Genomic DNA, 26,097 nt, shown 5'->3' with positions numbered 1-26,097 from the left:
AACACCTATGGCAGACAATATCACTCCACCTGTTCTTCCTATTCAGCCCGCGCCCGCTCCGGCCCCCGCGCCGACGATTTCGGCGCCGGCGGGAGCCGCTTCCACCACGGGGCCGACAGCCGACGATGGCCGGCTTCGGGGAATTTCGCGGTCGATTATTATCGGCGTCGGCGGCACGGGGCATCAGATTTTGCTGGATGTCCGCAAGCGGCTGATCGAGAAGTATGAGTCGCTCGATAAGGTCCCGATCGTCGGGTTTATGCTTCTCGACACGGACCAGGCGATCTTCTCCAAGAACCCGGATTATGACGACGCCGTCAATCTGGACAACGCCGATAAGATCCATACGTCCGTGCATGGCGTGGACAATCTGCGCAAGAACCTGCGCGAGCATCCCCATCTGCGCACCTGGCTCGACGCCCGCGTGCTGACCGGCGATATCGATCAGGGCGCCGGCGCGGTGCGCGCGCGCGGACGTCTTGCGTACTTCTGGAACTACGCGACCATCGCGCGCAAGCTCGAAGAAGAGATGCTGAAGGTGACGCGCGACTCCAGCAAGGAAACGGCGATCCGCAACGGCCTGCAAGTGGGCGAAGGCCTGACGGTCTATATCGTCGGCTCGATGCTCGGCGGCACGGGATCGGGCATGTTCCTGGATCTCGCCTACACGGTGCGGAATAAGTTCAAATCGCAGCGCATGCTGGAGATGGTCGGGATGTTCAGCATTCCGCCCAACTCCGAGGCCGTCGCGGTGGACAACCGGCCCAACGCCTACGCGGCCCTGATGGAGCTGAACCATTTCACGGACCCATCGACGACCTTCTCGGCCCAGTATCAGGCGGAGATCCCGCCGATGGAGGACGCCGACCCGCCGTTCCGGTACACCTATCTGGTGGATACGTCCTCGCCGTCGGCGCAATTGGACTCGGTCAAGGATCTGGTGGAGATGATCGGGCACTCGATCTTCCTCGATCTGACCTCCGAATTCCAGCGCCAGAAGAAGTCGAATCGCAATAACTTCGACCAGTTCTTGATTACCTCGGACGGCCTGGGCTGCGCCCAAAACTATATGGGCTTCGGACTGGCGTCGATCTACTTCCCCAAGGACAAGGTCATGACGGCCTGCTCCAATCGATTGGCGGGCGATATCGTGCGCCGCTGGACCGAGCCGCTGGAGCGCGTGGTCAATATCGGCGCGTTCACGGACCAGGAGCTGGCGCGTCTGGGCCTGACGACCGACGCCGTGGAGCGATTGGTGACGACGGCCAACTCGGAATCGGGCGAGACGCTGCGCGATATGTCGATGGCTTACTGGAACGGCGCGAATCGCCAGTATGAGACCTCCTACCCGGGACACAACCGGGTGGTTGAATATCTCGTCGCGCGCCAGAAAGAATCCGACGCGCGCGTCATCGACACCGATCCCAATCCCGACCTGCTCTCCAAGCGCAAGACCAACCTCGGCGAATCCGTGTTCCAGATTCAGCAGAACCTGGGTACGGGCATCAAAGCCAAGGATAAAGCGCTGCGTGACTGGGTGAGCGCGCAGGTGAACGATCCTAACCATCGCCACGGCGTCGCGGCGGCGGCTCTGGACACGATGGCCGATCGGTTCCGCACGTATATGACGCAACTGGAGCGGACACAGGAAGAACGCAAGAACGGCCTCCAGCCGACGATCCAGACACGCGACGCCGCCCTCCAGAAGATCAACCGGTACGCCGGAGACATTATGCTCAGCCTGATCGCGAAGGCCAAGCGCAGCGAGATCGATGGGGAGAAAGACAACTTCCTGGCCGCCGCCCGCCGGTATGACGCCGAGATGGTGGATATCCGGGGCGGCGAGGCGGCGCTGGTCTTCTACCGTCACCTGCTGGCGACCGTGGCGAGTCTGAAATCCGAGATGGACCGCTATGTCGAGCGGATCGAATCGCTGCGCGCCGGCTTTGCGCGCGCCGAGCGCGAAGCCGTGCAGGAGCCGGTGGACGTCAACGGCGAGGTGCTGTTCAACCCCGGCCGCCGCGACACCGACCCGGTGACAGGCGCGGATCGCTATGTCGGCGGCGATATCGACGACCGCTACGGACACTACGTCGGCAACGCGATGGACACCAACAACGCCACCGTGAATAACCTGATCTCCGACATTCTGGAGACCCTGGGGACCAAGGCGGATATCTGGGGCGTGCGCGACGGCGAGCTGCCACGCATCGCGGGGACGATCCTTTCGCACACGCGCGCGGTCTTCAAGCCTGTGGAAGAAGAAAGCGTGCTGGACAAGTTCTACAGCAAATACGGCCACGACACGGACCGCACCATCCAAACCCTGCGCCGCGTCGGCAGCCTGTCCACGCCGTTCCTGCACCTTCAGGAGAATGCGCCGAACTACACGCACAACATCAACAAAGAGCAGACCATCATCGGCGTCCTGCACGGCGCGGCGCCGCGCACCGAAAGCGAGCAGCGGTTCCGCACGATGATCATGGACACGGTCCAGGGCGTCAAAGATCAGCAGATCTCGAACTCCAACGAACCGCACCAAGTCTTGTTCTTACGCGAGCGCGCCGCCTTCCCGCTGCGCCTGCTGCAAGGCATGGAGTCTTACCGGTACGCCTACGATCAGGTCAAGTCCCTGGGCGCGGCGGCGAACCCGATCCACACGCGCACGGATATCAAGGACTGGATCCGAATCTCGCCGCCGTCGGCCGAGGACCAGAAATCGGCGTGGCGGACATTCGTGATCGGCTGGGCGTCCGGCGTAATCGACGAAGAGCATGAATCGCGCTACACCAGCGTCGGCACCCGCGACATCGTCAGCTTCGTCGCGAACTACACGGACAAGTTCGGCATGCCCAAAAGCGACTCGCTCGGCGGCTTCAACAGCGTCGAATCCGTCGTCGCCGGCTTCAAGACCGACGCCGGCTCCGCGCCGGGCCGCCCGCCCGCCGAAGCCCGCGATCTCGTCCAGCGCCTCTGCGACGACCGCCGGATGCAGGCCCAGATCAACGCCGCAATCGACGAACGCCTGCGCAGCGAAGGCGCCGCCGCCCTCGGCGCTCGCCTCGTCCAGCACGCCAACAATCAAAAGATGGGCCTCGCGCCCAACTTCTACGATCCATACTACAAGGTCCTCACGGACTACCTGGAAGAGATCAACTACGCCGGCGGCGGCCAGCCGACGGCAATCCCAGCCACAGTCTCCGCCGTCCCCGCCGTCCTGCCCAGCGCGGCGCCCGAACCAGCTCCCGTCGCCGCCCCCGCCCCGGCGCGCGCCACGCTAAAGGAGCGCCTTCTGGAAACGAAAGAGCTTCTCGACGAGGGGTTCATCACGCAAGACGAATACGAAACGCGCCGCCAAGCGATCTTGAAAGAGATGTAGAGATCACGAGAATCGCAATATGGTTGATAAAAAACGCCGTCCAGCAATCGTGCTGGACGGCGTTTTTTTAATTGAGTCCCCAAAGAACACGGAGGCTACGGGGTGATCGTCAAGGTCGCGCTGTGGGCGGCGCCGTTGAGCGACGCCGTGATGGCGGACGTGGTCTTGGCGGGCACGGGGGAGGCCCCGACGAGGAATGTCGCCTGCGTACTTCCCTGCGGAATATAGACATAGGCGTTGCCGTTGGAGGCGACGAACGCATTGCCGCCGAAGGAGGCCGCCATATTGGAGCTGTCGAGCTTCACGTACACGCCGGGATTGAGATTACCGTCTAGATCGGCGCCGATGAACGCCGGCGAGGCCAGTGTCACGGTGGCGCTCGTCTGAGCGCCGCCGGCGATTGTCGTCGGGCTCAGTACAATGGACTGCACGAGCGTCGGCGTGATCTTCAGACTCGCCGTCTTCACGGAATTACTCAGAGATGCGGAGATAGTCGCCGTAGTTGACGCGGCCACAAACCCGGCGTTGACGGTGAACGTCGCCTGCGTGCTTCCCTGCGGAATATAGACATAGGCGCTGTTCGGTCCCTGGGCGAATGCGCCGCCGCCAAATGTCGCGGCGGAAGCGGAAGTCGTCAGCTTCACAAAGACGCCTGGGCCGACAATGCCGCCGAGATCGGGCCCCATAAACGCGGGCATCGCCAGTGTTACGGTTCCCATGGACTGGTCGCCGTTCACGACCGATGTCGGGCTGACGACGACCGATTGCACCAGCGTCGGATTGATCGTCAGCGTCGCGGATTTCGAGGATGTGTTGAGAGACGCCGTGATGGTCGCCGCCTTGGCCGCCGGAACCCAGCCGGCATTGATGGTAAATGTCGCCTGGGTTTGCCCCTGCGGGATGTAGACGTAGGAGGCTCCGCCGGGATTGTTGATCACATTGCCGCCGAATGTCGCGGCGGAAGCGGCGCTGGTGAGCTTTACAAAAACGCCCGAACCGATATTGCCGCCCAGGTCTGGTCCCAGAAACGCGGGCGTCGCCAGTGTGATGGTGGCGTTCGCCTGACCGCCATTGAGGACCGAGGTCGGACTGAGCACGATCGACTGTACCAGCGTCGGCGTAATCGTCAGGTTCGCGGTCTTGGCCGATGCGCCGTTCGCCGCGGTGATCTTCGCGGTCGTCGATGCGGCCACAAGCCCGGCGTTGACGGTGAATGTCGCCTGCGTGCTTCCCTGCGGGATATAGACGTAGCTGCGATTTTGCCCAAGAGTGAACGCGCCGCCGCCAAAGCTCGCAGCCGGGCTGGAGGTCGTCAGCTTCACGAAAACGCCCGGACCGATGTCGCCATTGGGGTCAGGTCCCAGAAACGCCGGAGAGGCGAGTGTCACCGTTCCGGTCGAGGAGCCGCCGTTCACGACGGAGGCCGGGCTGAGCGTGACCGACTGCACGAGCGTGGACGCGATGGCCAGATTTACGCTCATCGATGAGGACCCGAACGCCGCCGTGATCTTCGCGGTCGTCGAAGCCGCCGCATATCCCGTATTAACGGTGAACGTCGCCTGTGTGCTTCCCTGCGGGATATAGACATAAGCGAGGTTTGGCCCGAGAGTAAACGCGCCGCCGCCAAAGCTCGCCACCGGGCTGGAAGTCGTCAATTTCACAAACGCGCCTGGCTGCACATTGCCGTTGGGATCGAGGCCAATGTACGCCGGCGCCACCAGTGTGACCGTTCCCGTCGATTGGCCGCCATTCACAATCGAGGCCGGGCTGAGCGTCAGCGATTGGATCGGCGTCGGAGTAATGGTCAGATTCGCGGTGCGCGAGCCTCCGGGGAATGACGCCGTGATCGTCGCGGTGGTGTTCGCCGTGACAACGCTGGTATAGATCGTGAAGGTCGCCTGCCACTGTCCCTGCGGAATGTAAACATACGTCTTGCCGTCGGGGGCAAGGAAGACATTGCCGCTGAGAATGGCGGCGGGTTTACTGCTGGCGACCTGCACGAACACGCCCGGTTCGATTGCCCCGCCGTCGAAGGGGTTTGGCCCCGTGGTCGCGTAGGCGTTGAGCGAAACCGTGGCGGTGGAGCTGGCGCCGTTGACCACCGTCGAGGGCGTCAGCGTCAGCGAGAGAGGCGGCGCAGGGGTGAGCAGAAAGGCGTGCGTGGCTCCGTTGATGCTTCCGACGCCGGTGATCTGTCCACTGGCGTTGATCGCGTTCGCCTGCGTCAGATGCCACTCCGAAGGCGGAATGAGCGTGTTGAGGTCGCGCATGCCATGGGCGGCGTCCCACACAAACGCATTGTAGGCGCCGATATTGCCGGCGGGCAGCGAGGAGCCGACGGCCTGGCCGCTCGCGTTGACGCCATATCCAAAGGTGAATGTGCCGCCCAGAGTTCCCAGGTCCTGCATGCCGTGCGCGGAGTCCCACAGGAAGGCGTGCCACCACTGGCCGCTCCCGGAGCTGCCGACGACCGCGCCGGAGTCGTTGATCGCCGACGCGGAGCTGACATAGTCGCCCGGCTCCACGCCCAGGTCCTGAAGCCCGTGAGCGCTGCTCCACAAAAAGGCGTGCTGATATTGGTTGGAGGTATCGGCGACGCCGACCACCTGGTTGGTCGCGTTGATCGCGGCGGCGTAGCTGGACTGGCCGCCAAATGTGCCCAGGTCCTGCAAGCCGTTGCCCGAGATCCAGAGAAACGCGTGGTCCAGACCGTAAATATCCGCGCTGCCGACGACGGCGCCGCTGGCGTTGATTCCGGAAGCGCTGCTCGACCGCCCTTGCGGAAAGACTCCAAGATCCTGAATGCCGTTCGCCGAGGTCCAGAGATAGGCGTGCAGGGAGCCGTTGGAGGTTACCGATCTGCCAACGACCCAGCCGCTACTGCTGACGGCGTTGGCGCTCTCGAGTTCCGACCCGGTGACGCTGGGGCCCGCCAGTGTCGGAAGCAGAATGGCTGAGCCGTGGCTCCAGAACGTGGAATGCTTGACGACCGGATATCCTCCCTGCTGGAGGGAATAACCGGCGACCTGGCCGGACGAGTTTAAACCGAGGCCGACGCTCACCGTGTTTGCGGAGAAGGCGCCAAGGTCCGTGATGGAATAAAGCGAAGGTCCCGCGCCGTCGGCATGGACGGGCGAGGAGGGGGCGGCGACGGCAAGCGTCGCCAGCAAAAGTGCAAGTCTTGATTTCGACATATGTCCTCCAGGACTGAGAGCGATGGTTGTCAGAGGGAGCATCTGTCCACTCCGGCGTTCCTTGCACATCGCGCCGAAAATCAGATGCTCGACTGTTATCATATCATATTTTTTCTCCCTCATCCCCTTGCCGGGCGCGTTCCGGCGCGGAGAATATGGAAAATCTCACGTAACGCGACAATCGCAAACGTTCACGTTTGAAACCGTTCGCCGAACGGGAACCGTATCGGTACTTATGCCTGAAGGCGACACACTTTTTCGCGCGGCGACCGTTCTGCGCCGCGCCCTGTTGAACAAGACCGTCACTCGCTTCGACAGCTCCGTCGAGCTCGTCGCCGGCGTCGCGGCGCGTCAACCCATTCCCGGACGGACAATTCACGCCGTCGAGGCGCGCGGCAAGCATCTCCTGATCGTCTTTCGCGATCCTCAGGACATGGGCTCCGAGCCGCTGCCGGTCCCCGAAGCTCTCAAGCTCGATTTGCTTCGAAGCGACCTCGTGCTGCATACCCATCTCCGCATGACGGGGTCGTGGCATATCTACCGGCCGGGCGAGGCGTGGCGCAAGCCCGCGCATTACGCCAAGGTCGTGGTGGCGACGGAAGATTTCGTGGCGCCGTGCTTCAGCGCTCCGGTCGTGGAGCTGCTGTCCGGGCGGGAGACGGCGCGGCATCCGCAGCTCGCGGCGCTGGGGCCGGACGCCATGACGGAGGCGTTCGATCCGAGCGAAGCCAGAGCGCGCCTGCGCCGTCACGCCGACGTTCCTCTGGGAGTCGCGCTGATGAACCAGCGCGCGATGGCGGGAGTGGGAAATGTCTACAAATCCGAGGTAATGTTCCTGCAGCGGCTTTCGCCGTTCGCGCCGCTCAAGGATCTGCCCGACGAACAATTGGACGCCGTGATCGCCGTAAGTCACAAATTGATGCGGGCGAATGAGACGAATGGGGCGCGGCGCACCCGCTTCGGCCTCGATCAAAGCCAGCGCCTCTGGGTGTATGGACGCAGCGGCGAGCCATGCCGTCAGTGCGGGACGACGATCTTGATGCGGCGCCAGGGACTCGACGGGCGCTCCACCTATTATTGTCCGCAATGCCAGAACGTCGCGCCGTTCTCCGGGAACACAGGCGCGGCGTCCGCGATTGAAGACAATGAGGAGACACATCAACGATGAAAGCGATCCGATTTTACGATTACGGCGGCCCCGAGGTTCTCAAATACGAAGACGCTCCCGACCCGACGCCCGGACCGGGGCAAGTATTGATCCGAACGCGCGCCATCGGCGTCAATCCGTTTGAAACTTATATCCGCGCCGGCATCTACGGCCCGGTCCCGCTGCCCAATATTCTGGGCGTCGACGCCGCCGGCATGGTGGAATCCGTCGGCGAAGGCGTCACGGAGTTTACGCCCGGGCAGCGCGTCTATGTCATTGGCGCGCCGGGGACCTACGCCGAACTCGTCCTCGCCGACCACGCAAAGACATTTCCCTTACTCGAAACGCTGACCTTCTCGCAGGGCGCCGCCATCGGAGTCCCCTACGGAACGGCGCACCGGGCGCTGTTCCACCGGGGCAAGGCGCAGGCGGGCGAAACCGTCTTAATCCACGGCGCCAGCGGCGGCGTCGGCACGGCGGCCGTACAGCTTGCCCGAGCCGCCGGCCTCACCGTCTTCGGCACCGCCGGGACCGAGAAGGGCCTGGCGATGATCCGCGACGAAGGCGCGCATCAGGCGTTCAATCACAAAGACCCGGATTATTTGGACAAGATCAAGGCGGAGACCGACGGCAAAGGCGTCGATCTGATCCTGGAGATGCTGGCGAACGTCAACCTGCCGCACGATCTGGAACTGCTCGCGAAGTACGGTCGCGTGGCGGTGGTGGGCAGCCGGGGCGGCGTCGAGATCAATCCACGCAGCACCATGCCCAAAGAAACGGACATTCGCGGCGTCACCCTGATGAACGCCACCACGGACGATCTGCGGGCGATGCACGCGGAAATCGGCGAGGGCCTGAAGAACGGCGGGCTCAATCCCATCATCGGCCAGGAAATCCCCCTCGCCGAAGCAGCCCGCGCCCACGAAGCGGTGATGCAGGATGGCGCGCACGGAAAGATCGCGCTGATTCCGTAGAACGCAAACGCCCCGGCGGCCGTTAGGGGCGCCGGGGCTTCTTAGTCAAAAGATCCGGCCGCCGATCGGAACGTCGCGGTCCAGCGCCAGCAGGACGACGCGGCCTTCGTCGTCGGGCGCGCCGAGCACCAGCACTTCGGACTTGAAGCCGGCGATGCGGCGGTCGCCCAAATTGACGGCGGCGACGATGAGCCGCCCTTCCAAATCCTCGGACCGATACAGCGCCGCTAATTGCGCGCTCGATGTCTTGACGCCCAGCGCTCCGAAGTCGATCCAGAGTTTATACGCCGGCTTCACCGCCTTCACATTGGGCTCGGCTTTGACAATGCGACCCACGCGCATGTCCAGCACGCCAAAGGCGTCAAATGGCGTCATCGCCGGCGCTTCCAATTCGGCGTCTTGCATTTCCGTCATGTTCGTTTCTCCCGAGGGTATGTTATCATAGGATCGATATCGATTGGGAGAGTGGTTTTGCTAGAAGAAAGCGAGGCGCACGTGGAAAATTCGGACGGACCCAGCAACAGATCGGAGCTTCCACCCCGCCAGGCGCCGCCGGCGACACTGCGCGCGGTGTCCGAGATCCCGGATTTCCCATACGCCACGTTCGAGGAATTCGCAAGCGCATGCCGCCAGGGCGATGCGCTCGTTTGGACGCGATATCGCCCCAGTGTTCCGAGGGCGATTCTCTCCGGACCGAACAAAATTATCCAGATGATCGCGCTTTATTCGGGCGCATGGATCGCCGCCGCGTTCGCGATTGCCGCCATCGTTTCTCACGATGGCCGGCTCGCGCTGGGGATTCCCGCCGCGCTGCTGGCGTTTGTCACGGCCCAGCAAAATCTCAACATGGCTTCTGGGTGTCTTTCCATCTCAGCCACATTCGCCGCATGGTTCGCCGGCGCCATCTTTGGATGGCGGGAGCTGCTGCTGGTCGGCTTTGCGAGCTGCGGCTCATGGGCCATCACGAGTTTCGGGCTCTCCGGCGCGGATATGGCGCTGCGCGGAGCGATGATCGAATCGGAAGCAATGCTGCTCTGGCTTTACGAGCAAGGGGCGATCGCGTCGATCCATCGAAAAGACGGGGCGCCCCAGGCGGCCCCGGATCCCAGTGTCTGGCCGCCGCCGCCAAGGACCGGCGACAGCGTCTGATCGAATCTCAACGTACGTCAGCCTTGTTCCTACGGTATAATATCCATATGAAAGCAAGAGTCTCCACTGTACGCAGCCTTCTTCGCTACGCCGCATTCCTATTTTGTCTTGGAGTACTGATGTCTCCGGCCCTACCGGGACGCGCTCAGGACAGCGACTCCCCGAAAGAGTTGGAGCCGGGCGTGCAGTTTTACGAGACAACGCAGACGACATCGGTGGATTCGGAGACGACTCTGTGGGTGTATCTGCCGGCGAACGCCGGCGACAACCTCCCGTGCGTGGTGATCGCGCCCGCCGGCACTCCACTGATCTACGGCAAGGATCTGAGCGACGAAGACCGGGCGGAGGAGATGCCGTATGTGCGCGAGGGATTTGCCGTGGTGGCGTACTCCATTGATGGCCCGGTCGTGGAGCAGCCCTCGGATGACGATGTTCTGGCGGGCCTGACCGCGTTCCGCAAGGCGCACGCCGGCGTCACCGACACCTTCGCGGCGATCGATTACATCCGCAAGAACCTGCCGCAAGTCAGCCCGGACAAGATCTATGTCGCCGGCCACAGCTCCGCCGGCACGCTCGCTCTGCTGGCGGCGGAGACCGACCCGCGCATCAAAGCCTGCATCGCCTACGCGCCAGTTTGCGATGTCCCAAGACGCCAGGCCAAGGCGACTCCCCTGCTCCGCCCGCTCGTTCCCGACATCGCCACATTCTTCAGCCACAGCTCCCCGCTCACCCGCGTCGCCAAACTGCGCTGCCCGCTCTTTCTCTTCCACGCCGACGACGACACCAATGTCACCACCGCCGACATTCTCCCCTTCGTCAAAGCCGTCCGCAAGACCAACACCCACGTCACCTTCATGCGAGTCCACAAAGGCGGCCACAACGACTCCATGATGACCGACGGCATCCCCGCCGCCATCGACTGGCTCAAGAAGCTGCCGTAGCGACCCGATTAGGGCCGGCGCTCGACTTTGAGGCAGCGGGGGCAGACGAGGCTGTGGGGGAAGCGCGGCAGGATGTCGTGTTTGAGCTTCGCCAGCAGCGCTTTGCGTCCGCCGTAGGTGAGAAGGCCGACCAGGAAATTGGCGACGATGATCATCCAGCCCCAGAGCAGGATTTCCCAGAGCTCGGCTTCGACGGCGGGAAACTCGCTGGCGCTGGGCAGTTCGTACGTGGCGAGCGGCTGCATGACGGACCGGCAGCCAGGGCATTCCGGCCACTCTTCCCGCACTTCGTCGCCAAAGAACGACACGTTTTCGTCATAATTGTTCATCACGCCTCATCCTTGGATCCCCACATCCGCGCTCAAGCGATAGATTGCTGATGGATGTGACACAGCGATGCGGAGAAAGTTGCGCGAAGAGGAGAAATCGATTGGCGGAGTCTTATTGGGAATTTTATCGCGCGCTCGTCAAGCGTTTGATGCCCGTTTTGAAGAAGGGCGATGGGTATTCAGAGGAGGAGATAGCGCGCGCGGAGGCGCGGATTGGATGCCGGCTGCCGAACCTGCTGCGCGAGTTTTACCTGCTGGCGGGAAAGCGGGAGGACATCAACGCCGTCTTTGAACGTCTGCTCACGCCGGACGAAATGGAGCGCCACGGCGACGTGTTGGCGTTTTATGACGAAAACCAGAGCGTTTGCTTTTGGGGAGTCGATATCCACGATCCCCGCGTGGAAGATCCGAAAGTTCTGCGCGCCGACAACGTGAGCGCGCTGATTTGGGAGGAGGATCTGCCGCGGCTCTCCGAGTTCCTCACGGCGATGCTGTTTCTGCAAGCCGTGAACGGCGGAATGCGCTACTGTGGCGTTGGAGCGGCGTCCTCCGACAAAATCGCGCAGGCCGAAGGCGCATGGGAAGCGTTCCATATCGGCGGCGTATGGAAGGACCGGGTGCTCGTGCGTGACGGACAAGCACTGTTCATCAGTGGCGACGGCGTCCATCCGGAAGTCTACGCCGGGGCGCGGTCCCTGCGGAAATTTTTGGACCTCACACGGCAATTCGGCGCGGAGTGGGGCTATTGCACGCTGGACGACGAATGATGTTAAGCGGCGAGGCGCAGGGCGTCCGCCGTGAATCCCTCTTCGATGGGATGGATCGGCAGCCGAATGAGGAACGTCGTTCCCTGACCGAGTTCGGTTTCCACGCCGATCGTTCCGCCATGCTTATCCACAATGACGGAGTGCGAGATCGCAAGCCCCTGACCGGTCCCCTTGCCCACGCTCTTTGTGGTGAAGAAGGGATCGAAGATTTTGTTTTTGACATGATCGGGGATGCCTGCCCCCGTGTCGGAGATACGGATCTCCGCCCAGTCGCCGTCGCGGCGCGTGACCACGGTGATAAGCCCCTTCGCGCCGGTCTCCCCCACGGCGTCCGCGATCGCGTGCGCGGCGTTCACCACCATATTCAGGATCACCTGATTGACTTCGCTGGGCAGGCAGTGCACCAGAGGCAGATCGGCGTCAAAATCCGTCGTCAGATCCGCGACATACTTCCACTCGTTGCGCGCGACGGTGATCGTACTGTCGATTCCCCGATTCAGATCGACCGCCGTCTTCTCCACGGCGCCCGGATGGGAGAAATCTTTCATCGCGCCGACCAGCTGGGCGACGCGCGCGACGCCCTCCAGAGACTGCGTGATCGCGGTGGGGATTTCGCCGAGCAGATACTCGACATCGGCGTCCTCGACCGCGTCCCGCGCCGCCTGAATAACCTCCGGCGCGACCGGACTGGTGGCGGCCGCCTCTAACAAGACGTTAAAGGCTTCCAGCACTCCTTGCAGATCCTGAAACGAATCCCGCAGAAAGCGCGTGTTGTCGCCCAGATACTGCACGGGAGTGTTGATTTCGTGGGCGATGCCGGCGGCGAGATGCCCGATGGACTCGAGCTTTTGCGCCTGGGCCAGCTGCGCTTCGAGGATACGGCGCTGAGTGATATCGCGTACAATCGCGAGGGTGTCTTCGTCGACAAAGGGGAGGAGGCGCGCCTCATAGAGAAGCTCCGAGCCGCTGGCGGAGTCCTGATATTCGAAGCTGACGGACTGATTCGTCTCCCGGACCATCCGGGCGGCGTCCCGAAACTGACGACGGATTTTGGCGTGCTCGTCCGCCCCGGCGTCGTCCCCGCCGCGCAGCAGCGCGGGAACGCCGTCGGCGGAGGTCTGGTTAAGGCGCGTGATTTGATTTTCCGCGTCCACCCGCAGCAGCATATCCGGGAGGGATTGCAGCACGCCGCGCATCTCGCAATTCGCCTGGAAGATCTCCCGAGAGCTCAGTTCTAGGGCGCGTTCGAGCCGGCGGCGGCCGGCGTCAAAGTCGGCGTAGGCCGCATCGACCGCCTCCAGCAAAGGCGTCAGCGCATCCATCGGGACATCGGCGCCGCGCAGATGCCGCTTCAGCTGCCGTCGCAGCAGTGAATGGTTGGGATCCATCGTATTTTACACTTCGTTGAAGCAGGTAATCGTCACCGTTTGGTTGTGAAGCTGCGCTTTGCCGCCTAAGGTCACGGGCGCCGCTTCGCCATAAGAATAGAAACCCGTCAGGGCGGTCTCGGGGCCAAGGACCTCGGCGACGGCCTCCACTTCTTCCTCGATCAGCTGCCGCAGAATTAGCCGGCGGCCATAGCAGCTCACCAGGATCGCGAGCTGGGATCCCGACGCCGGGATCGCCTCGCGGATGACCTGCGCCGCCGCGTCGGCGCCTTCGATCATCTGCTCGAAATTTCCGTTGAACAGACGCGCCAGGGATTGCTCGGGAATATTGCCGCCAAAGGTGAGGCTCTGGTCTTCTTCATTGACGGCGAGCAGAGACCGCAGCACCCGCCGCTCGGTCCCCGGCACGCGCAGGCCCAGCGGGTACATCATTCCGGTGGAGGGCAGTCCGGCGGCGTCCTCGCCCAGATATTGCTTATACAGGGCGAGCGCCGAGCGCCCGTCCAGCTCATACACCACATTCTTCTTCGACTTCGTCACCAGCCGCTCGGGACCGAACCCCATCCACTCGCCGCTGGCGGCGATTGAAACTTGCAGCCGTTCTCCATAAAACGCAATCGCGGCCACCGTACAGGGATGCGGTTCGCCGTCGTTCCAGATGTACGTTTCCACAATACGATCGCCGTCTCCGGCGAAGCCGCCGGAAACCGTCACATGGTCCGGCAAAATCGAGTTGACCCCGTCCAGCAAGTCGCTGCCGATGACCTGGAGCCCTTCGGCGAGCAGAAAGACATGCGTCAGCTCGTCCGTGTCGATCTTCCGCGCCAGCTCCTGTCCGGCGTCAAAACTCAGATCCGGCCGGGAGACGCTCGCGCGAAACGACGCCAGTCGCGTGTGCTCGAAATGGACCGCCGTCACCGAAACAGTCTCGTCCTGAACGGTGCATCCATGGATCTCGCCCGAGGTCGTGCATCCAAAAATCGCGGCGGCGGGATACGCGCTTCGCACCCATGCAAACGCGCCGCTCGCCTCAATCGCAGCCATCCCCCCAAAAACCAACGCCAGCTGCGCGGCGTCGCCAAGTCCGCCCGCCGCCCCCTCTCCCCACCCCTCATCCTCTGTCCATAGATGCTGCCGCGTTCTCATCAATCATTATCCTCTATCAATTATTACAGTTTAATGATCGTCGTAAACGACAAACGCCGTTAGTGACAAATTTACGGGGATTGCCGCGCGCCATCGTACAAAGGCGTCATCCTGTGGATAACTGTTCGTAGATTTATTTGCAACTAACAGCACAACGAGGTGTCATATCTCAAGGAATATGGATTTGTTAAGGAGAGACAACAGATGCTCGACATAGAAGAAACGGATCCGCATTTCGAAGACGGATTGGCTCACTACAATGCCGGGCGCTTCGAGGAAGCGGTTTGCGAATGGCGAGCGCTCTTGGACGATGATCCGCAGGACGCGGACAAGCATTACACTCTCGGCTGTGGTCTTGACGAGGCCGGCCATACTGATGAAGCCATTCAGCATTACCAGGAAGCAATCCGTCTGGACCCGAACCACTCTCAGGCCCATTACGCTCTCATCCAAAGACAATATTCCATTCTCTACTCCAGCCATGACAAAGCCGAACTACGCAAGCTGCAAGACCTTTGCCGCCATGCGCTGACGCTTCAACCACTCGGCCCCACTTTCGAAGCGGCGACGCTGGAAATTCTCAGCTTTACGGAGTGGCGCATAGGCAAACGTACGGCGGCGATAAAGACGCTGCGCCGAGCGATTGAAATCGATCCCAGCAGTATTGACGGGTATCGCAGGCTCGCAATGATGCAAAAGGCGACATTTGATCTTGTCGGCTCTTTTCGTACGGTCCAAGCTTATATGCAGCACCCGGATTTTGATCCCTCCCTGTGCGTTCCCTGCGCCATGTGCAAGCGGCGGCTTGCGGGGATCGCGCTGGGCGCCGTCGGCGGCGTTTTGCTGATCTGGCGTTTGCGCCGGATGCGTTAGGCTCATGCGGCGCGCTAGGGAACGACTTTCCCCAGGATTTGCTTGTAGGCGATGGGGCCGATGAAGCGGCTGTCGTCGGAGTTGGCGAGGTTGTCGCCGAGCACGTAGATCACCCGGTCGGCCGCCGGGGCGGGGATTTTTCCCGCCGCGACCCGATCGAAGAAGAAGTGCTCGTCGCCGGTAAAGAGATAATTGTATGGGATGAGCCTGCCGCCGTTGGGGTTGGGGTAGCTGCCGGCGGGCGGGGCCGGACGCCAGGGGCGCACGAAGGCGATGCGCTTGATGAGTTCGTCGCCGTTGGTGTCCTTGAAGATGATGACGTCGCCGGGCTTGAGCAGATCGCGCGGGTAGCTCTTCCAGACCAGCACGGTGTCGCCGTTGTGGTAGGTCGGCTCCATCGACGATCCGGATACGCCGCCCTGGCGCAGGTTGACGCGCAGGGCGATGGCGAGCAGGACGAGCAGCAGGATCAAGAGTCTCTCGCGGCGGCGCGAGGCGGGCTTCTTTGGCGGCGGAGGCGTCGCCGGCGTTTCAGTAGTCATCGTGATTTCCAAAGTGGACAGGGGTCTATCGACCAAAGAGGTGTTCGTGCGAGCGTTTCATGCGCCAGAGCCGCCAGAGCGGCGTCTGCTCGATCCCAATCGTCTGCGGTGGATCGTATTCGTGGACATGCTTGGGATCGCCGATGGCGACCACCTCCAGCCGGTACTGGGTCGTATGATCGCCGCCAGCCGGCTCCAGCCAGCGCAGCGTGCGCCCGCAGGCGCATCCCGCCTGCATAAGCCGCACGTCCTGGGGCGCGAGCAGCGACGAAATCCCAATCAGCACGAGCGCCAGCGCGGCGACCACGCTCGTCAGCGCCCGTTTATTACCAAAAATCTTCATTCCCGCACTTTCCCGTCACAGCGTCGTTCGAAGAAAGTGTACCTGGTTTTGTGAGCGCCCATGCATGTGGCGGACATGGAATCGGGCATAATAACGGAACGATCAATGGAGGCGGGATTTATGAAGAAGATTTTGACGGCGCTCGGAGCGATGGCGCTGATCTGCGGCGTCGGAGCCGCCGGGCGCGCCCAGCAGCCGACGCCCAGCGTTCCCAACCCGAATCTAACGCCCGGCGCCGTGCTGCCGGTCACCAAAGACGACCTGTGTGTCCCTGGATATACGAAGAAAGTGCGGAATGTGCCGCAGTCGGTCAAGAATCAGGTGTACGCGGAGTACGGCGTCACCCACCACAAGGCGGGCGACTACGAAGTCGACCACCTGATCTCACTGGAGCTCGGCGGCTCGAACAGCATCAAGAACCTGTGGCCGGAATCCTACAAGTCGAAGCCCTATAACGCGCACGTCAAGGATAAATTGGAGAACCGTCTGCACGCCCTGGTGTGCTCCGGCCAGCTCGATCTCGCCGCCGCGCAGCACGCCATCGCCACGGACTGGATCGGCGCCTACAAGAAGTACATGGGCGCAAGTCCTTCCAGCGCCGCTCCCAAAGCCCACGCGAAGAATCACAGCCGCTCCCACTGGTACAACCTGCGCATACCACAGACACAGACGCCCCCGATGCCGATGTCCACGACGCCGGATTCACCCTCCGGACAAGTTTGGGTCAACACAAAATCGGGCAAGTACTTCCAGCCGGGCGCTCGCTATTACGGCAAGACCAAGCAGGGCCAGTACATGAGCGAAAAAGACGCTATCCAGCAGGGCTTTACCGCCGCCGGACAGTAGCCGCGCGCGAGCGAGAGGATCCACACTGATGATCAGCAACCACAAGCTGACGACCCTGCTTCAAGGGCGCAAGATCGTAAGCTCCGCCAGCTCCGGCGGCGTCGCGACAATCGGCTTCGACGACGGCTCGGCGATGACCGTCCAGACCGGCGGCTCCAGCAGCAGCGCCGCCAGCGGCGGAACGGTCGATAAAGTCCAGCAGGAAGGAACCACGCTGGCGCTGGTGATGAAGGACGGATCGACCTTGCAGATCACCACCGCCGAGGAGACCTCCAGCGTGATGGTTCGCGATAAGAGCCATGGGATGGAATACGCGGACTGAGGTTTGCCGTCGCCGCAATCGCTCCATGGGTGCGCTCACGCGTCAAATCGACACATCCACCGCCGGGTAACGCCGGCTCTCCGGGGCGTCGAAATGCCACCATTCGGTCGCAAGCGCGTGGAACCCGGCGCCGGTCATGATGGCGAGCAGCCGCCAGCGGTTTGCGCTTTGCAGCGGCGTCAAATCTTCGGCGTTCCAGCAGGCGCGCGGAGAGAACTCATCGAAGCCCGTTCCCATATCCAGCTCTTTACCGGCGGCGTCGATCAGCGTCACATCCAACGCAACGCCGCGAGTATGATTGGAGACGCCCTGCGCGATCCAGCGCGGGTCGGAGACATATCGCTGAAGCCGCCGCTGCGTCGACGCTGGGCGATAGGCGTCCCAGACTTTCAGACGCAGGCCCTCGCGAGCCGCCGCTGCGGCGGCCACACGCAGACGGTCCGCCGCCGGGCGGCGCAGATAACAGAGAGGGCGCTGATAGAACCGGTGATGGTAAGCGTTGGCGTCCGTGGCGTAGCGCAGGTCCAGAACAACGCTCGGAACGTAAGTATCGAGGCGCACGAAGTCGGACGGAGTCGGTTCTACAACATTGGGGCTGCCGGACGGCCGCGAGGCGAGGATGGGACGGTAATCGTTCCAGCCGTCCTCGTGGACGAAACAGGGGATTTGATGGGACGATCGGCCCGTCAGGCGAAAACCCGCGCCGGTGAAGTCGAACGTCTGCTGGAAGATCATTGTGGCGCGGTCGCCGACGCGCGATGAGCCGCCGTAAACGAAGTCGCCGAGGCTATAGACGATGGAGACGCCTTTATAGACTTCGACCGGCTGGAGCACGTGGGGATGGTGGCCCAGGACCAGATCGGCCCCGTGATCGACCGCGAAGCGGCCGAGACGCTGCTGCTGCTCGGTCGGCTGATAATCTTTCTCCACGCCCCAATGGAACGTCACGATTATAAGGTCGGCCTTCGCGCGCATCGACGCGAGATCCGAGGCGATTTGAGCATCCAGCGCCCCCTCATCCACCCCTTGCTCCAGCGGCCCCATCACACAGTAGCCGAGCAGGCCGATCCTGACGCCTTTACGGATCAAAATCTGCGAAACCCCGCACCCGAACGGCGCCACCCCGGCGCGCTCCAGGTTGGAAATCGTCTCTTTGAGGCCCTCCTCACCGTAATCGAAGCTATGGTTGTTGGCGAGGTTCACCGCCTCCACGCTGCCCGCCGCAAAGATCCGCGCGTTCTGGGCGTCGCCGCGAAACCAGAACTCGCCGCCGTGCTGGCTGGGTTTCTCGACACGCCGGTCATAACCCGCGATCACGCACTCGGCGTTCGCGATGGTCAAATCATCCTTCGCCAGAACCTCCCGCACGCCGCTGAAAAAGTAATCGTCGGGCTTCCCGAGATCGCGGCGATAGTGATTGAAAGACAGCGCCGGGCGAAACCGATCATCCGATCCCAGCACGCAGTCCCCCACCGCGCTGATCGTAATCGCCGTCTCCTGCGCCGCAGTCGCCGAATCCGAAAGCTTCCCCGCATGACCGCGCGGCGCGGCGATCAGCCCGGCCAGGGCCGCGAGGATCAGACACGCCGCCGCCAAAACTCGCCAAACTCTACTCCATCCCATGCTCAGCCTCCCGCAAATCAATGTTAATTAATTAACACATAAAACCGAGGGCAGAGTCAAGAGATTATGTTAAATTTTTAACGTTAATTTTTACACAGATTTAAAATTTTCGATGGACCCCAGGATTGGCGGTGTGACGGAGCGGCGATCATTCGCAGTATAATACAGAATAGCGAACGGTTTCACGTCAAGGAAAAGTTATGAAAACGTCCCGAGGCTTCACTCTGATTGAGCTTCTCGTAGTGATAGCAGTCATCGCGATTCTCGCGGCGATTCTCTTTCCCGCCTTCGCGCAGGCGCGGGAAAAGGGACGTCAAACGGCGTGCGCGTCGAATGAGAAGCAGCTCTCGCTCGCCGTCTTGATGTACGCTCAGGACAACGACGAGACATTGCCGCCCACGGCGATTGTGGATGGCGGCGGCAATACCGTCCTGTGGCCCGACGAGCTGGAGAGCTATGTCAAGAATCGGCAAGTCCGCTTCTGCCCATCGGATGGGCAAGAAACCGTCAATTCCTACGGACTGAGTGAGATGAACTTTTCGGATCTTACCGATACCGACAAGGACCCGCCGAAAACCCTGGCGCAGTTTCAAGCGCCCGCCAGCACCGTCATGCTTGGAGAGCTAGGTGTGGGGGCCATCGGGAATCTCAACGACGTGACCACCCAGCGCCTCGGCGCTTATAAGCTGACGGCGCCCGATGTCGATCTTAACGACCAGTTCGACGCCCGCCCGTCCGCGCGTCATTTTTCGCGCGCCAACCTCGCCTTTATGGACGGGCATGTCAAGGCCATGCGCCTCGATCAGTTTTACATCGGACAAACGCCCCCCGACAAGTGGTTCTGCGCGGATCCCGACAACGCCGCCGGCTGCGTCGGCGATTAGAGCCGCCGTCAAACGCCGGGATCGTTCGATCATGAAGGGACGAAGCCAAGCCGCTTCGCCCCTTCATTGTGTTTTTCAAGTTCAGAAGTTTTTCATCTTTCAATGGTAAGGTAACAGCACATCATGCGAATTCTATTGATTGAGGATGAGGGGCCGATCGCCGAGGTGATCGCGCTGGGTCTGGAGCAGGCGGGTTATACGATCGAGGCGGCCGACGACGGCCGGGTCGGTCTGGATATGGCGCAGTCGGGGACGTACGCGCTGATCATTCTCGACCTGATGCTGCCGGGAATGGATGGGTGGACCATCTGCAAGACGCTGCGCGAGGAGCGCAACGCGACGCCGATCCTGATGCTGACCGCGCGCGACGCCGTGAAGGACCGCGTGCACGGTCTGGAGATCGGCGCCGATGACTACCTGCCCAAGCCCTTCGACTTCAGTGAGCTGATCGCCCGCGTGCAGGCGCTGCTGCGCCGCGACCGCATGCACAAGACCCGCGTGATCCGGATCGCGGACCTGGAGATCGACACGCGGCTGCGGCGTGTTACGCGCGCCGGCCAGGAAATCACGCTGACGCCGCGCGAGTACGCGCTGCTGGAGGCGCTCGCCGGACATGAGGGCCAGGTGCTGACGCGCGATCTGATTTTAGAACAAGTCTGGCAGGATGAAGAAAGCCTGTCCAACACCGTGGACGTGTATGTCGGCTTGCTGCGCCGCAAGCTCCATTCGGGTCATGCCGAAAAATTGATCCATACCGTACACGGCGTCGGCTACACCCTGCGCGCGCCCCATCCCGAGGACACGCCATGACGATCTCACGCCCTCGATTTTCGCTCAACTCGGTGCGGGTGCGCATCACGCTCTGGAACGTCGGCATCCTCGCGTTTGTGCTGATCGTGCTCGGGGCCGTCTTTATGTTCTCGTTCCGGGCCAATGTCGCCTCCGCCGTGGATCAGGGGCTGGCGCAAAAGGCGCATGGCCGACAGCACTTCTTTGGCGGAATGCCGCCGGACATGACCGCTGATGTCCTCGCTGGCCGCGATCCGCGCCCACCGCATTTCGGCGAGCGCTTTGGGCCGCCGCAGAAGCAGAGCAAGACCCCGCCGCCCGGCGGCGGGCCGGGAGACGGGCCCGGCGACGAGCGGTTCGGCGAAATGCGCCCGCGCATGTTCGATCTGAAGGGCAATGCGCTGTTACATGGCGCCCCGCTCTGGGATCGGACCGGATTCAAACGCGTGGTTCAGGGCGCGCCCGGCGTCTATTCCACTATACACGCCAGCGACGGCGATGTCCGCGTGTTTTCCTTGCCGCTCCAGCAGAACGGCGTCACCCTCGCCGTTGTCCAATGCGCCAATTCGCTCACCCATTTTCAGGAGGAGCAGGCGCGCATGCAGCGAATCCTGATGACGCTGATCCCGTTCGTCCTTTTGATCGCCGGTTTCGGCGGCGCCTTCCTCACGGACCGCGCCTTGCGCCCGGTCCGTGAGATCGCGCACGCCGCGAACAAGATCGAGGCCGAGCATCTTTCTCAGCGTCTGCCGGTGATCGGGCACGATGAGTTCGCCGAGATCGCCGAGACGTTCAACGGCCTCCTCGGGCGGCTGGAAACGGCGTTTGAGCGGCAGGAGCAGGCGTTCCAGCAGCAGCAGCGCTTCACTGCCGACGCTTCCCACGAGCTGCGCACGCCGCTGACGATCATCAAGGCGAACACCAGCCTGGCGCTGACCAGCGCGCGCACCGAGGAACAGCTGCGCAAGACCCTGCAAACCGTGGACACGGCCGCCGACCGCATGAACCGCATCGTCCAGGACCTGCTCCTGCTCGCCCGCTCCGACGCCGGCCAGATGGATTACGATCTGCGCCCCACCCCGCTCGCCGAGATCATCGAGCAGGCGCTGCCCTCCGTCCAGAGCGCCAGCCACGCCCCCGTCGCCGTCCGCCTGGATCCTCCGGACATGCGCGTCTGCGGCCAGCCCGACGCCCTGGTCCGGCTTTTCAGCAACCTGCTGGAAAACGCCGCGCGCTATACCCCGCAGGACGGCCAGATCACCATTTCCTCCGAAGCGCAGGGAGAATGCGTCACCATCGCCGTCGCCGACACCGGCGAAGGCGTCGCGCCCGACCACCTGCCCCACATCACCGAACGGTTCTACCGCGCCGAAGCCGCCCGCTCCCGCGCCCACGGCGGAACCGGCCTCGGCCTCGCCATCTGCCAAACCATCGTCGACCTCCACCACGGCTCCCTCGCAATCGAAAGCACCCTCGGCGCCGGAACCACCGTCCGCGTGACGCTGCCCCGCGCGTAGTAATCCTCAATTATTAATAATTCCTGAGATTATTTATAAACTTCATGATTTCATATCTTTTTCATTTTTCAGAAGTAGACTCATGATCAGAGGAAGACAAACGTGAAACGACTCCCGATGATGATCGCGCTGGCGCTGCTCGTGGTGTGCGCGGTGTTTGTGACGTCCAAGCTGCGCGGATCGAGTCCGGATCAGCAGGTCAAGTACAAAGTGACGCAGGCGGCGTCGGGTTCCGTCAAGAAGACGATCTCGGCAACCGGGACGCTACAGCCCTGGTCAACCGTCGATATCAAATCCAAGGCAGGCGGGCGCGTTAACCAATTGCTGGTGGACGTAGGCTCCGTCGTCAAGGCCGGACAGGTGCTGGCGAAGATCGATCCGTCGGACACCCAGCTCGCCGTCAACACGGCGCAGGCGCAGATGGACAGCGCGATTGTCAAGACGCAGCAGGCGGCGAAGACATACGGGCTCCAGGTGACGCAAAGCCAGATCGGGATTGAGAACGCGCAGGCGGCGCTCCAGGCGGCGCAGGCCAACCGGCAGTCCGCGCAGGCGAAGCTCAACGACGCCCGCAGTCAGGCGGCGGCGCAGCCGAGCCAGACGGCGGCGACGATCGCGCAGGCGCAGGCCAATCTCGATCAGTCGATCAAAGCGCGCACGGCGCTCAGCTCCACCAACAAGCAGGATGTGGCGTCGGCGCAGTCGGCCTACGATCAGGCGGTCGCCAATCAGAAAAACGCGCAGGCGGAGCTGACCCGGCAGCAAAGCCTGCTGCAAAAAGGCTACGTATCGCAGCAGACATTCGACGCCGCGCAGGCCGCGTATGATGTCAATGTCGCGCAGACGCAGTCCGCGCAGGAAAAGCTGCGGACGATCGGCGCGGAGCAGCAGGCGAATGTCCAGGCCGCCGACGCCAAAGTGGCTCAGTCGAAGGCCGCCCTGCAAAGCGCGCAGGCGAGCTCCGTGGATATCTCCACCAAGCGCAACGCCGTCTCGCAGGCCGTGGCCGCGCTGGCGCAGGCCGCCGCGCAGGTCAGCCAGGCGCAGGTCGCCTTAAATCAGGCGATCGCCGACCGGGCGAACAACGGCATCAAGCAGGACGATATCAAAGTCAGCCAGGCCAGCATCGCTTCCAACAAGGCGTCGCTGACCAACGCGACGACCACGCTCGACCAGACCGTTGTGCGCTCGCCCACCGACGGCATTATCCTCACGAAGTATGTCGGGCAGGGCACGATCATTACCTCTGGTCTGTCGTCGGTCGCGACGGGAACGGCGATTGTCCAGCTCGGCGACATCAGCCGGATGTACGTCAACGTCGCCGTCGACGAAACGGATGTGGCGAGCGTGGACTCGGGGCAAGCCGTGGAAGTGGACTTTGACGCCTATCCTGGCATTCCGTTTGAGGGCAAAGTATCGCGCATCGATCCCCTCGCCGTGGTGACCAACAATGTCACGACGTTCAATGTCCGGGTCGAGATCGACAACTCCACGCCGACTTATCGACTGCTCAAGCCCGGCATGAACGCCAACTGCCAGTTCATGATCGACGAAAAGAGCGATGTGCTCTCGGTCCCAAGCGAGGCCGTGCAGTCCGACGACAACGGCTCCTACGTCCAGGTCGCCACCGGCGGAGCCAAGGCGCCCGCCGATCCGACAACGGGCGCAGCCGTGGATCCGAATACCCTGGTCGGCGTCAAGCTGGAGCATCGCGCGGTGGAGATCGGTCTGGAAGGCGACGACGCGACGGAAATCACCAGCGGCCTCAAGCCCGGGGAGAAGGTCGTGACGCAGACGATCACGCCGGCCCCGCCGGCGGCGGCGACCGGCGCAAGCAGTCCGTTCGCGACGGGCGGCGGGCGAGGCGGCCCGGGCGGCGGACGAGGCGGAAGAGGATAACACCATGGCGGTCGAAGAGATCCCGTCCCCGGCGGCGGCGAACATGGCGGGAGAGTCGAAGATCACCTTCGGCGACAAGGGCCTGGTCAACTTAACGATGGCGCTGCGGGGACTGGGCGCGAACAAGCTGCGCGCGTTCCTGACCATGCTGGGCGTCATCATCGGCGTCGGCGCGGTCATCATCGCCATCGCCATCGGCCAGGGCTCGCGCGCCGCCGTGGCGGCCAGTCTGCAAAAGCTGGGCACCAACGTCCTGACCGTCTTTCCCGGCCAGCAGCGCAGCGGCGGCGTCAGCCAGGGACTGGGCTCGACCAATACCATGGTGCTGGCGGACGCCGACGCCATCCTGAAAGACTGCCCATCCGTGGCGCGCGTCTCCCCTCAGGTCAATAAAAACGCCCAGGTCAAGTACAAGGCCAACAACACCAACACCAGCATCTACGGCACCGGGGTGGATTATCCGATCATCAGCAATCACCCGATTGCGGACGGCCGGTATATCACGAAGGCGGATATCCACTCCAACGCCCGCGTGGCGGTGCTGGGCTCAACCGCCTCGACCAACCTGTTCGATACGCAGAACCCGGTCGGCAGGACGGTGCAGATCGCGGGCCAGAGTTTCAAGGTCGTGGGCCTGCTGCAATCGAAAGGCGGCCAGGGCTTCCGCAATCCCGATGACGGCGTGTACGTGCCGATCTCCACCGCGATGCGCCGCCTCTTCGGCCTCAAGAACATCCAGACGATCACCTGCCAGGCGCGCACGGAAACGCTGATGACCCAGGCGCAGACCGAGATCGACACCGTGATGCGGCGGCAGCACAAGATCGCCTCCGACGGCAACCCGGACTTCATCATCTTCAACCAGGCCGACCTGGCGCAGGCGCAGAACGCTCAGCAGGATACGTTCTCGTCCCTGATCACCTACCTTGCCGTGGTCTCGCTGGTCGTCGGCGGCATCGGCATCATGAACATCATGCTGGTGTCCGTGACGGAGCGCACCCGCGAGATCGGCGTCCGCAAAGCCATCGGCGCCAAGCGTAAGGACATCCTGACCCAATTTCTGCTGGAAGCGCTCCTGCTCTCGCTCGTCGGCGGCCTGCTCGGCGTCGCCATGGGCATCGGCGGCGCGCAGTTAGTCCAGATCAAAAACGGCTGGACCATCGTGATTCAGCCGCAAACCGTCCTGCTCGCCTTCAGCTTCTCCGCCGTTGTCGGCGTCTTCTTCGGCTTCTACCCGGCGTTCAAAGCCTCGCAGATGAATCCGATCGAAGCATTGAGATACGAGTAAGGTCTGCAAACCGATTTCGCAAGTCATAATCATCAAAGGAAGAAACTATGAAAGCAACTTTCAAACAGATCATTCCGCTGGCGGCGCTGCTCGCCCTCAGCACCGGCGCGTTCGCGCAGGGACCAGGTTTTGGCGGTCCGCCGCCTCCGGGAGGTTTCGGCGGTCCGGGAGGCGGCGGCTTCCAGATGCCGCCCGAAGCGCGGGCGAAGATGCAGGCGTGGCGCAAGTGGCGCGATTCGCATAAGAATGTCAGCTCCGTGCAGCGCAGCGTGCGGGCCATCAGCGCATTGGAGCAGGATCCGCGCACCAAATTGACGAAACCTCAGGCGCGCGCGATCCTGGGCGTCCTCAAAGCGTGGCGCAATCGACCGGTGATGACCGACGCGCAGGCGCGGCAGGTCAATCAGCAGATCACGGCGCCGCTGAGCATTCCGCAGCTCAAGAAGCTCGCCACTCTGTCGGCGGATCGACGCGGCGGTCCAGGCGGCGGACCAGGCGGACGCCCCGGCGGCGGATTTGGCGGCGGCGGCTTCGGCGGCGGCCGGCCCGGCGGAGGCCCGGGCGGCGGACCAGGCGGACGTCCCGGCGGCTTCGATCCCTCCAAGATCTCCGCGCCGCACGACTACAACCCGCTCAACCCGTCCACCCTGCCCTTCGAACGGCAGCGCGGCCGCGCCCAGCAGGAACTGGACCAATTGGTAGCGACCCTGTCCGCGACGGCGCGGTAAGAAAAACGGCGGCCCTCACCCGGCCCTTC

23 protein-coding genes are annotated in these 26,097 nt (G+C 62.8%); 15 read left to right on the top strand and 8 right to left on the bottom strand.

The genetic code is table 11. The features are described 5' to 3' along the window. Window positions 1-7: 7 nt before the first annotated feature. On the top strand, window positions 8-3,379 hold the full coding sequence (locus D5261_RS09445; protein ID WP_119324729.1) for a tubulin-like doman-containing protein: 3,372 nt from the start codon (window positions 8-10) through the stop codon (window positions 3,377-3,379). 95 nt (window positions 3,380-3,474) lie between these two features. Here D5261_RS09445 and D5261_RS09440 read toward each other — a convergent pair whose 3' ends face one another. Beyond that, the gene (locus tag D5261_RS09440; protein ID WP_165864632.1) at window positions 3,475-6,573 is read right to left on the bottom strand and encodes a hypothetical protein; all 3,099 of its coding nucleotides are present in this window, start codon (window positions 6,571-6,573) and stop codon (window positions 3,475-3,477) included. Window positions 6,574-6,808: 235 nt separating this feature from the next. On the opposite strand from D5261_RS09440, the gene D5261_RS09435 reads away from it, so the two are divergent. Then, complete coding sequence (locus tag D5261_RS09435) at window positions 6,809-7,741, top strand: Fpg/Nei family DNA glycosylase (protein ID WP_165864631.1); 933 nt, start codon at window positions 6,809-6,811, stop codon at window positions 7,739-7,741. Then, the gene (locus tag D5261_RS09430) at window positions 7,738-8,694 is read left to right on the top strand and encodes an NADPH:quinone reductase (protein ID WP_119324727.1); all 957 of its coding nucleotides are present in this window, start codon (window positions 7,738-7,740) and stop codon (window positions 8,692-8,694) included. Before D5261_RS09435 ends, D5261_RS09430 begins: the two co-directional genes overlap by 4 nt. A gap of 45 nt (window positions 8,695-8,739) precedes the next feature. On the opposite strand, the gene D5261_RS09425 is transcribed toward D5261_RS09430, so the two are convergent. Further along, window positions 8,740-9,069: a tRNA-binding protein gene (locus tag D5261_RS09425; protein ID WP_119324766.1), complete on the bottom strand. Its 330-nt coding sequence runs from the start codon at window positions 9,067-9,069 to the stop codon at window positions 8,740-8,742. Between the two features lie 96 nt (window positions 9,070-9,165). Between D5261_RS09425 and D5261_RS09420 the strand changes: the two genes are divergently transcribed. After that, the gene (locus D5261_RS09420) at window positions 9,166-9,843 is read left to right on the top strand and encodes a hypothetical protein (RefSeq protein WP_165864630.1); all 678 of its coding nucleotides are present in this window, start codon (window positions 9,166-9,168) and stop codon (window positions 9,841-9,843) included. A gap of 119 nt (window positions 9,844-9,962) precedes the next feature. Next, the gene (locus D5261_RS09415) at window positions 9,963-10,784 is read left to right on the top strand and encodes an alpha/beta hydrolase family protein (RefSeq protein WP_165864629.1); all 822 of its coding nucleotides are present in this window, start codon (window positions 9,963-9,965) and stop codon (window positions 10,782-10,784) included. 8 nt (window positions 10,785-10,792) lie between these two features. Here D5261_RS09415 and D5261_RS09410 read toward each other — a convergent pair whose 3' ends face one another. Continuing rightward, entirely contained in the window at window positions 10,793-11,113 is a 321-nt protein-coding gene (locus D5261_RS09410) for a hypothetical protein (protein ID WP_119324725.1), read from the bottom strand. A gap of 101 nt (window positions 11,114-11,214) precedes the next feature. Between D5261_RS09410 and D5261_RS09405 the strand changes: the two genes are divergently transcribed. Then, window positions 11,215-11,880, top strand: coding sequence for an SMI1/KNR4 family protein (locus tag D5261_RS09405; protein WP_119324724.1), 666 nt, complete (start codon window positions 11,215-11,217; stop codon window positions 11,878-11,880). Between the two features lie 2 nt (window positions 11,881-11,882). On the opposite strand, the gene D5261_RS09400 is transcribed toward D5261_RS09405, so the two are convergent. Both D5261_RS09400 and D5261_RS09395 read right to left on the bottom strand, forming a co-directional pair. Then, window positions 11,883-13,268 carry a sensor histidine kinase gene (locus tag D5261_RS09400; protein WP_119324723.1) on the bottom strand — a complete coding sequence of 462 codons (1,386 nt, stop codon included), beginning with the start codon at window positions 13,266-13,268 and terminating at the stop codon, window positions 11,883-11,885. Window positions 13,269-13,274: 6 nt separating this feature from the next. Continuing rightward, entirely contained in the window at window positions 13,275-14,414 is a 1,140-nt protein-coding gene (locus D5261_RS09395; RefSeq protein ID WP_119324722.1) for an FIST signal transduction protein, read from the bottom strand. Between the two features lie 159 nt (window positions 14,415-14,573). Between D5261_RS09395 and D5261_RS09390 the strand changes: the two genes are divergently transcribed. After that, a complete protein-coding gene (locus D5261_RS09390; protein WP_125206335.1) occupies window positions 14,574-15,287 on the top strand; it encodes a tetratricopeptide repeat protein in 714 nt (237 codons plus the stop codon). Between the two features lie 14 nt (window positions 15,288-15,301). Here the strand turns inward: D5261_RS09390 and D5261_RS09385 are convergent, their stop codons facing one another. Then, window positions 15,302-15,829 (bottom strand): S26 family signal peptidase, encoded by a 528-nt coding sequence (locus D5261_RS09385; protein WP_119324720.1) that lies wholly within the window; start codon window positions 15,827-15,829, stop codon window positions 15,302-15,304. Between the two features lie 25 nt (window positions 15,830-15,854). After that, window positions 15,855-16,172 carry a hypothetical protein gene (locus D5261_RS09380; RefSeq protein ID WP_119324719.1) on the bottom strand — a complete coding sequence of 106 codons (318 nt, stop codon included), beginning with the start codon at window positions 16,170-16,172 and terminating at the stop codon, window positions 15,855-15,857. A 120-nt stretch (window positions 16,173-16,292) separates the two neighbouring features. Between D5261_RS09380 and D5261_RS09375 the strand changes: the two genes are divergently transcribed. Further along, a complete protein-coding gene (locus tag D5261_RS09375) occupies window positions 16,293-17,018 on the top strand; it encodes a hypothetical protein (protein ID WP_174721501.1) in 726 nt (241 codons plus the stop codon). 28 nt (window positions 17,019-17,046) lie between these two features. After that, window positions 17,047-17,340 (top strand): hypothetical protein, encoded by a 294-nt coding sequence (locus D5261_RS09370; RefSeq protein ID WP_119324718.1) that lies wholly within the window; start codon window positions 17,047-17,049, stop codon window positions 17,338-17,340. Between the two features lie 42 nt (window positions 17,341-17,382). Here D5261_RS09370 and D5261_RS09365 read toward each other — a convergent pair whose 3' ends face one another. Continuing rightward, the gene (locus D5261_RS09365) at window positions 17,383-18,963 is read right to left on the bottom strand and encodes a CapA family protein (protein WP_119324717.1); all 1,581 of its coding nucleotides are present in this window, start codon (window positions 18,961-18,963) and stop codon (window positions 17,383-17,385) included. Window positions 18,964-19,163: 200 nt separating this feature from the next. Here D5261_RS09365 and D5261_RS09360 point away from each other — a divergent pair, with 200 nt between their 5' ends. The 6 genes from D5261_RS09360 to D5261_RS09335 all read left to right on the top strand — a co-directional run bounded on the left by D5261_RS09360 (window position 19,164) and on the right by D5261_RS09335 (window position 26,068). Continuing rightward, window positions 19,164-19,847 carry a type II secretion system protein gene (locus D5261_RS09360; protein ID WP_119324716.1) on the top strand — a complete coding sequence of 228 codons (684 nt, stop codon included), beginning with the start codon at window positions 19,164-19,166 and terminating at the stop codon, window positions 19,845-19,847. 123 nt (window positions 19,848-19,970) lie between these two features. After that, complete coding sequence (locus tag D5261_RS09355) at window positions 19,971-20,657, top strand: response regulator transcription factor (protein WP_119324715.1); 687 nt, start codon at window positions 19,971-19,973, stop codon at window positions 20,655-20,657. Next, the gene (locus D5261_RS09350) at window positions 20,654-22,153 is read left to right on the top strand and encodes a HAMP domain-containing sensor histidine kinase (RefSeq protein WP_119324714.1); all 1,500 of its coding nucleotides are present in this window, start codon (window positions 20,654-20,656) and stop codon (window positions 22,151-22,153) included. Before D5261_RS09355 ends, D5261_RS09350 begins: the two co-directional genes overlap by 4 nt. Window positions 22,154-22,255: 102 nt before the next feature. Further along, the gene (locus D5261_RS09345) at window positions 22,256-24,052 is read left to right on the top strand and encodes an efflux RND transporter periplasmic adaptor subunit (protein ID WP_125206334.1); all 1,797 of its coding nucleotides are present in this window, start codon (window positions 22,256-22,258) and stop codon (window positions 24,050-24,052) included. 4 nt (window positions 24,053-24,056) lie between these two features. Continuing rightward, a complete protein-coding gene (locus tag D5261_RS09340; RefSeq protein WP_119324712.1) occupies window positions 24,057-25,340 on the top strand; it encodes an ABC transporter permease in 1,284 nt (427 codons plus the stop codon). A 47-nt stretch (window positions 25,341-25,387) separates the two neighbouring features. Then, window positions 25,388-26,068: a hypothetical protein gene (locus D5261_RS09335; RefSeq protein ID WP_165864626.1), complete on the top strand. Its 681-nt coding sequence runs from the start codon at window positions 25,388-25,390 to the stop codon at window positions 26,066-26,068. The last annotated feature ends 29 nt before the right edge of the window (window positions 26,069-26,097 follow it).

Origin of the sequence: Capsulimonas corticalis, assembly GCF_003574315.2 — a bacterium.
Taxonomy (GTDB): Bacteria; Armatimonadota; Armatimonadia; order Armatimonadales; family Capsulimonadaceae; genus Capsulimonas; species Capsulimonas corticalis.
This window is presented reverse-complemented; position numbering and strand designations above follow the sequence as displayed.